Source organism: Acinetobacter sp. Colony158 (assembly GCF_019264745.1).
Taxonomy (GTDB): domain Bacteria; phylum Pseudomonadota; class Gammaproteobacteria; order Pseudomonadales; family Moraxellaceae; genus Acinetobacter; species Acinetobacter ursingii.
On sequence record NZ_CP078523.1, the window covers coordinates 1,635,643 to 1,642,675 of the forward strand.

At 41.7% G+C, this 7,033-nt stretch carries 6 protein-coding genes; 3 read left to right on the top strand and 3 right to left on the bottom strand.

Features of this window, described 5'->3' with window-relative positions:
- The first annotated feature begins 75 nt into the window (after window positions 1-75).
- On the top strand, window positions 76-1,518 hold the full coding sequence (locus JR005_RS06725; protein WP_218665745.1) for an OmpA family protein: 1,443 nt from the start codon (window positions 76-78) through the stop codon (window positions 1,516-1,518).
- Between the two features lie 167 nt (window positions 1,519-1,685).
- Here the strand turns inward: JR005_RS06725 and JR005_RS06730 are convergent, their stop codons facing one another.
- From JR005_RS06730 to ribA, 3 genes are all read right to left on the bottom strand, one after another.
- Window positions 1,686-1,892 carry a hypothetical protein gene (locus JR005_RS06730; protein WP_004985269.1) on the bottom strand — a complete coding sequence of 69 codons (207 nt, stop codon included), beginning with the start codon at window positions 1,890-1,892 and terminating at the stop codon, window positions 1,686-1,688.
- 196 nt (window positions 1,893-2,088) lie between these two features.
- Entirely contained in the window at window positions 2,089-3,027 is a 939-nt protein-coding gene (gene hemF / locus JR005_RS06735) for an oxygen-dependent coproporphyrinogen oxidase (protein ID WP_218665746.1), read from the bottom strand.
- A 127-nt stretch (window positions 3,028-3,154) separates the two neighbouring features.
- On the bottom strand, window positions 3,155-3,757 hold the full coding sequence (ribA, locus tag JR005_RS06740) for a GTP cyclohydrolase II (protein ID WP_004985274.1): 603 nt from the start codon (window positions 3,755-3,757) through the stop codon (window positions 3,155-3,157).
- A 310-nt stretch (window positions 3,758-4,067) separates the two neighbouring features.
- Between ribA and dxs the strand changes: the two genes are divergently transcribed.
- Together dxs and JR005_RS06750 are read left to right on the top strand one after the other, a co-directional pair.
- On the top strand, window positions 4,068-5,981 hold the full coding sequence (gene dxs, locus JR005_RS06745) for a 1-deoxy-D-xylulose-5-phosphate synthase (RefSeq protein WP_218665747.1): 1,914 nt from the start codon (window positions 4,068-4,070) through the stop codon (window positions 5,979-5,981).
- 118 nt (window positions 5,982-6,099) lie between these two features.
- On the top strand, window positions 6,100-6,930 hold the full coding sequence (locus JR005_RS06750; protein ID WP_004985277.1) for an inositol monophosphatase family protein: 831 nt from the start codon (window positions 6,100-6,102) through the stop codon (window positions 6,928-6,930).
- The last annotated feature ends 103 nt before the right edge of the window (window positions 6,931-7,033 follow it).

A 7,033-nucleotide genomic window follows, 5' to 3' on the forward strand; every position in this document is an offset into this window, starting at 1 on the left:
CTATTGGATATTTCTTCTTATAAATAATATCGCTTAATAATTTAAGTTGTGACACAACAAAAATGGAGAACAATAATGACATCAAACTTCAACCCGCTAGAGCTTCTGGCGGAGAGAGTGACACCGTTGGTGGTCGACCATAGTCAACTCGAAATCGATATCGATAAAAAGGCCTCATTACTTAAACAGTTTTACCCGATTATGCTGGCGTTATTTCATAAATTTCCTGACCGATTAAATAGCATATTACATGGCAGTCAGGCACCGCTACAGGAGTTGTTGGGAAATCATCAAGGCGTTTTAAATGAAATTCTGGATGCATTTTCTAAACATCATAGTTTACAGCCCGCAACGATCGAATCTCTTTTCAATCACGCGATTCCTCTCAGTGCCAGAGCATTGAAAGAGGAGGTGGGTGAGGAAAATATTGTTTCATATATCGGTTCTTATCTACCTCAAATAACCAGTCAGCTGCCAGCATGGTCAGCACCTATTTTATCAGGTTTGGGTTTGGGCAGCTTATTTCATACAGCATCGGCTAGCCAGTCATTCAAAACACCACCCGCAGATTCATCGGGAGGCGGCTTTAAAAAGTTCCTGCCGTGGTTAGCTTTAATTATTCTTGCCTTATTACTTTTATTGTTCTGGCGTTCTTGCCAAAAACAGACACCTGCACCAAATAGTGTTGCAGAACCTACAGCAAGTTCTGAAGTCGCGCCAACAGTGGCTGCTACGTCTCCTGCATCCCTAAGTTTGACTTCTGGAACAGGAAATCAGGTTTTAGGTTGTCAGTCCAATGTAGGTGATAATGGTCTGGGTTCTATGCTGCAAGCGGCATTGGCTAAAGTCTTTGGTGCAGGCACCCAATGTAATATCGCCACAGATTCAGCTTATGCCGCACAGTTACCTGCACAAGATAAACTAGAAAGTATTTTAAACTTGGTTAAAGCTGTTCCAAACGCAAGTATTGCATGGGTGGGGGATCAACTCACGGTGAATGCACCAGATGCAAATGCTCTAAAAGATCTGATTGAAAAAATTAAAGCATTAGCGCCTGAATTAAATGTCGTTTCAGCTGCTCCTTTAAATGTTGAACAGTCTGTGAATAATAGTATTGATGCCAGTACGCAGGCGTTGTCTGGGCTCAATGAATCTTCAACGCCTGAACAGATCGTTCACGCATTAAATATGCAAATTATTAATTTTGCTAGTGGTTCTGCTGATATTCCAGATGCCAATAAAGCCGTGTTGGATCAGGCTGCGACGTTATTGCAAAAAGTGCCGAATCTTTCCTTAAATGTAGAAGGTTATACCGACTCAACGGGGAATGCTGAGACCAATAAAGCGCTTTCACAAAAACGTGCGCAAGCAGTTGTGGATTATTTAACTGGAAAAGGCGTAAGTAGTTCAAGCTTAAAAGCAGTAGGTTATGGTTCTGAACATCCAGTGGCAGATAACGAAACTGAACAAGGTAAATTTCGTAACCGCCGGATTGAGTTTAAGTTGGCAGGTTCTTGATTTAAATAATATTTAAAATTTAAACATAGATGAAAGTCGTCTGAATCAGGCGGCTTTTATGTTTGTGGATGCTTTAAATTTAGGGTGTTTGGAGACTGTGATTTACAACAACATGATGTGTGAAATTTTGCAGGGGTTTATATCGAAGTTTTGATCGTATCGGAATATTATGGATTACAAATGGATTCAATTTCTTCAATGAAGAAAATCACAGCAGCCAAAAATAAGCCTATACCAGCAAGCACAGTCACAGAAATCGAAATACTGTCTGAATAAACATTTTCATATTCGATGGTAATACCAGAAGAAATCACTACAGTAGCAATCAAGGCATATAAAACCAGCATACGATGCTTTTCTAAAATGTTAGACATAATATGACCCTTTCATTTTTTTCAAATTAGATCAAAACAATATGAAATCAAGATGACAAACAGTTGCTGCTTTACTGTGTGGGGGCTTTTTTCAATCATGTAATGACATGAACTTTCATGTACTAGCAGCATAACGCATCACAGCAAACATTCAAGAGACGATTTAATAATAAATACTCTCATTTGCAAGTGAATATTACAGTTCTGCTAACCAATCATGAGGTTTTAGATAATAATCAGTGAGTTGTTTCTCAATCGAGTGTTCATCCCATTCTGGACGATAAGACCAAGCGGCAAGATTAGGAAGACTGACTAGAATTGATTCAATTCGTCCGCCTGTTTGTAGACCAAATAACGTACCACGGTCATACACCAGATTGTATTCGACATAGCGACCACGTCGATATAACTGAAATTCTCGCTGTGCTTCGGTATAAGGTTGTTCGCGATGTTTCTCAAAAATTGGAAGAATAGCATCGAGATAACCATTGCCAACGGCTTTGATATAGTCAAAACAAGTGTCAAAATCCCACTGATTTAAGTCATCAAAAAATAAACCACCGATCCCACGTTGTTCATCACGATGTTTCAAATAAAAATAATCATCACACCATTTTTTATGTTCAGCATAAACATGTTCGCCAAAAGGCTGACACAAATCAAAAGCAGTTTGATGCCAATGTTTGATGTCTTGATTGTCTGGATAAAACGGCGTTAAATCAAAACCACCGCCAAACCACCAGATCGGTTCCTGACCTTCGGGTTCAGCCACGAATAAACGCACATTGGCATGAGAAGTGGGAATATTGGGGTTTTTAGGATGAATCACCAATGACACGCCTAATGCTTGCGCTTTGGCACCTGCGATATTGGGATGACGCTGTGTCGCAGAAGAGGGGAGTTGGCGAATATCAATATGTGAAAACATCACGCCGCCTTTTTCGATCACTTCTCCGTCTTGCAAAACACGAGAGCGTCCGCCGCCACCTTCTGCACGTTGCCAGTCATCAATCATAAATTGTGCAGAACCGCCGCCGCGTTGTTCTTGTTGTTCTAATGCAGCACAAATCCGTGCCTGTAGGTCGAGTAAAAATTCACGTACTCGTAGAATATCAGCCGAAGTTGGATGCTGCATGATGACCTCAAATGATCTTATTTTCTTTAGATGAAGCATAAAGAAAGCGTGAGAATAAGTAAAAAAAGGATTTTATTCAGTCAATGAATAAAATCCCTTGCAATGTAAATGCGAGAATAACGTGAAATTAGAAATCATCTTTTTTATATAAATGATCCATACGTTCGCGTTTGGTCTTTAAATAATGTTCATTAAATGGGTTACGTCCAACCGTGAGTGGAACACGCTCAACTACATTGATCCCCAAATCAGTCAAAGCTTTTAATTTGAGAGGATTGTTGGTGATTAATTTAACTGCTTTGACCTGCAAATGATCCAGCATAATGGTACACATATCATAGTGACGTGCATCCGCAGGAAGATTTAATAAAAGATTGGCATCGACTGTGTCGTGTCCCTGATCTTGTAAGGCATAAGCACGGATTTTATTGGTCAATCCAATACCACGGCCTTCCTGACGCAAATATAAAATAACGCCTTTACCCGTATCATTAATGAGCTGTTGTGTCGCCTGCAACTGCGGGCCGCAATCACATTTGAGGGAGGCAAAAGCATCGCCCGTGAGACACTCAGAGTGAATACGCACCAGCACAGGTTCATTCGGCGCACTTTCTAAACCTTTGGATAATGCGACATGCTCTTCACCCGTTTCAGGATCTTGAAACACCGAAATATTGAAGTCACCAAACTTGGTCGGGAGTTTTGACGTTGCGACAAATTCGATAGCCACTAATTACATATCTCATCAGGAAAACGGCTAAAGTATAGCGTACTGGTCATATATTGGTAGAATTGAACTGCTGAATTTATGCATAATAATTTCTTTTTTGTATAATGCACACGATAATAGTTGATAAACAGTAAGATTATTCTGGATAATCTAGCCAACCACGCCGCAGGGAAAATTTCCCTGCGACCTTGTTAGAAATGTGGCTGATTGAAGGTGACTTTAAATTCGATAAGATTATGATGTCATTCATCATATCGAATCCCATTTACCCAGCTTAGGATTTGCCAGGCTTAAAAAGGCTTTGCCACATATGTTGTATACCGAAATACCAACTCAACGCCCTGTTACGCCATTGTTAGATGAAGTTGATCATCCACAACAATTACGTCAGCTCGAGCAAGGCCAATTGACTCAAGTGGCTGATGAGTTGCGTCAGTTTATTTTATATGCGGCAGGACAAAGTGGCGGGCACTTTGGCGCAAATTTAGGTGTGATCGAGCTGACAGTTGCGCTTCATTATAGTTTTAATACCCCGCATGATCGTTTGATCTGGGATGTGGGTCATCAGGCTTATCCGCACAAAGCATTGACGGGGCGTCGTGAACAATTGACCACGATTCGTGCGCAGCATGGTCTGGCTGCATTTCCTGCGCGGGAAGAATCTGTATTTGATACTTTTGGTGTTGGGCATTCTTCGACTGCAATTTCGGCAGGATTGGGTATGTCACTTGCGCGCCGTTATCAGCAAAATCCATGCGAAGTGGTGTGTATCGTGGGTGATGGCGCCATGACCGCAGGTATGGCTTTTGAAGCCATGAATGATGCAGTGGCACATGATGCAGATCTAATTGTGGTTTTAAATGACAACGACATGTCCATCTCCTGTAGCACAGGTGGTTTTGCCAAACATTTGGCAGCCATTTGGGAACATGGCCATTCAGTCAATATCAATGACGAGGGTGAGGCTTATGTACAGCCCCATCCACAATGGACATATAATTCACGATTACATCAGTCTGCTACTGATGCCGCAGATAACTTATTTAAAGCCATTGGTTTTGATTATTTTGGTCCTTTTGATGGACATGATGTCGAACAACTGGTCAATGTATTCAATGCGCTGAAAAAACGTAAAGGACCTCGTCTGGTTCATGTCTATACTAAAAAAGGCAAAGGATTTAAGCCTGCCGAAGCTGATCCGATCACCTATCACGCCATTACCAAAATTGCACCAGTCGCGACTGCGCCAGCAAAAAAATTACCTCCAAAATATTCTGATGTCTTTGGGCAATGGTTATGTGATCAAGCGGAGCAGGATGATCGACTTTTAGCGATTACCCCTGCGATGTGTGAAGGATCAGGCATGGTGAAATTTGCCAAGCAATATCCTGAACGTTTCTTTGATGTAGCGATCGCTGAGCAACATGCAGTCACCTTGGCTGCGGGCATGGCGTGTGAAGGCTTAAAACCTGTTGTGGCAATTTACTCGACCTTTTTGCAACGCGGTTATGATCAACTGATTCACGATGTTGCCTTACAGAATCTGGATGTGACTTTTGGTATTGATCGTGCGGGTTTAGTGGGTGAAGATGGTCCAACGCATGCAGGTGCCTATGATTATGCCTATATGCGTACCGTGCCAAACATTGTGATTATGGCACCTAAAGATGAAAATGAATGTCGCCAAATGCTACATACTGCGTACTTACATCATGGGCCTGCTGCTGTGCGTTACCCACGTGGTAATGGAGTTGGTGTAGAAATTCAGCAAACATTGACCGCGCTCGAAATAGGCAAAGCTGAAATTGTGGCTGAATATCATGCTGAATATGATGAACAAATTAGCATTCTAGCCTTTGGTAGTCGTGTGACGGCAGCTATTGAAGCGGCTGTTCAACTCAGCAAATTGCATGATATTGGGGTACGTGTCATCAATATGCGCTTTGTAAAACCATTGGATGAACAAATCATTCGTGATTTCGCAGAAAAAACCAGTTTATTTGTGACAGTTGAAGAGCATGCGGTTATGGCAGGTGCAGGCAGTGCCGTAAATGAGTTTTTGGCCAAGGCACAAATCTTGAAACCAATACTGAACTTAGGCTTAGCTGATAGTTTTCTGGCTCAAGCCACACATGCACAGATGTTACAGAACTGTGGGCTAGATGCGGAAGGCATCCAGAAAGCCATAGAAAAAGTGTGGTTAAAGCTTGTACAGACAGCTTAAATTCTTCAGTTAAAAAAATCCTAACATTTTTTACCCAAAAGCGCGCTAATTTGATAGAATCTGCGCGCTTTCATGCATTATTCTTTGTCAAAATCTTCAAACTTGTAGTGGGTGTTCAATGGAACCTATGGTGGTCATGGCTGCGCGTGCAGCTCAATTAGTTGGTCAAGAGCTTTTAAAAGCACATCAAAATCGTCATAAGCTCGATCTACAAGTTGAAGAAAAAGGCATTGAAGGTCCAGTAACACGTGTTGACCGTTATTTAGAACAACTGACCATTGATACTTTACGTAAAAGTTATAAGAACCACAGCTTTCTAGGTGAAGAGTTTGGCCTACAAGAAGGCAAAGGTCATGATGCTGACTGGTGTTGGGTGATTGACCCATTAGATGGCACACAAAACTTTATCAACGGTTTTCCACATTTTTGTATATCTATTGCTGTGCAACATAAAGGCATTACCCAACACGGTGTGATTTACGATCCAGTTCGCGATGAATTATTTTCAGCGAGTCGTGGTCGTGGTGCTGTGATGAATCAGCGCCGTATCCGTGTCAATGTCCGTGACAATCTAGAAAATGCTTTCTTAGCAGTGGGTCATCCGTATCGTGCAATGCGTAATGGCGAAGTGGTATCTTATGCCGAGCAACATTTTGCTTCATTGCTAGCAGTGACTCAAGCGGGAGCGCATATTCGTCGTGCAGGTTCTGCTGCGTTAGATTTGGCTTATGTTGCTGCGGGTCGTTTTGATGGCTTCTTTGAAGTAGGTCTAAAACCGTGGGATATAGCTGCGGGTGAATTGATTGTCAAAGAAGCAGGCGGTGTTGTGGTCGATGCCCGTGGTGGCAATGATTCAATGGAAAATGGTCAGGTTCTGGCATCTTCATTAAAAATGTTAAAGCCATTGATGCAAACGGTTGTACCTGCATGGGGCGAAATGGCGAAGTAAGCTGAATCGATGCATTAAAAAAGCTCTCATGAAAATTTGAGGGCTTTTTTTTATAATAAGAGAAACATAAATAAAGTCATAATGATTTATTTGCTTGGTCTAG

Bases quoted from the DNA above. Each gene is read 5' to 3' on its own strand.
- JR005_RS06725 (WP_218665745.1), top strand. From the start codon at position 76: ATGACATCAAACTTCAACCCGCTAGAGCTTCTGGCGGAGAGAGTGACA.
- JR005_RS06730 (WP_004985269.1), bottom strand. From the start codon at position 1,892: ATGTCTAACATTTTAGAAAAGCATCGTATGCTGGTTTTATATGCCTTG.
- hemF (WP_218665746.1), bottom strand. From the start codon at position 3,027: ATGCAGCATCCAACTTCGGCTGATATTCTACGAGTACGTGAATTTTTA.
- dxs (WP_218665747.1), top strand. From the start codon at position 4,068: ATGTTGTATACCGAAATACCAACTCAACGCCCTGTTACGCCATTGTTA.
- JR005_RS06750 (WP_004985277.1), top strand. From the start codon at position 6,100: ATGGAACCTATGGTGGTCATGGCTGCGCGTGCAGCTCAATTAGTTGGT.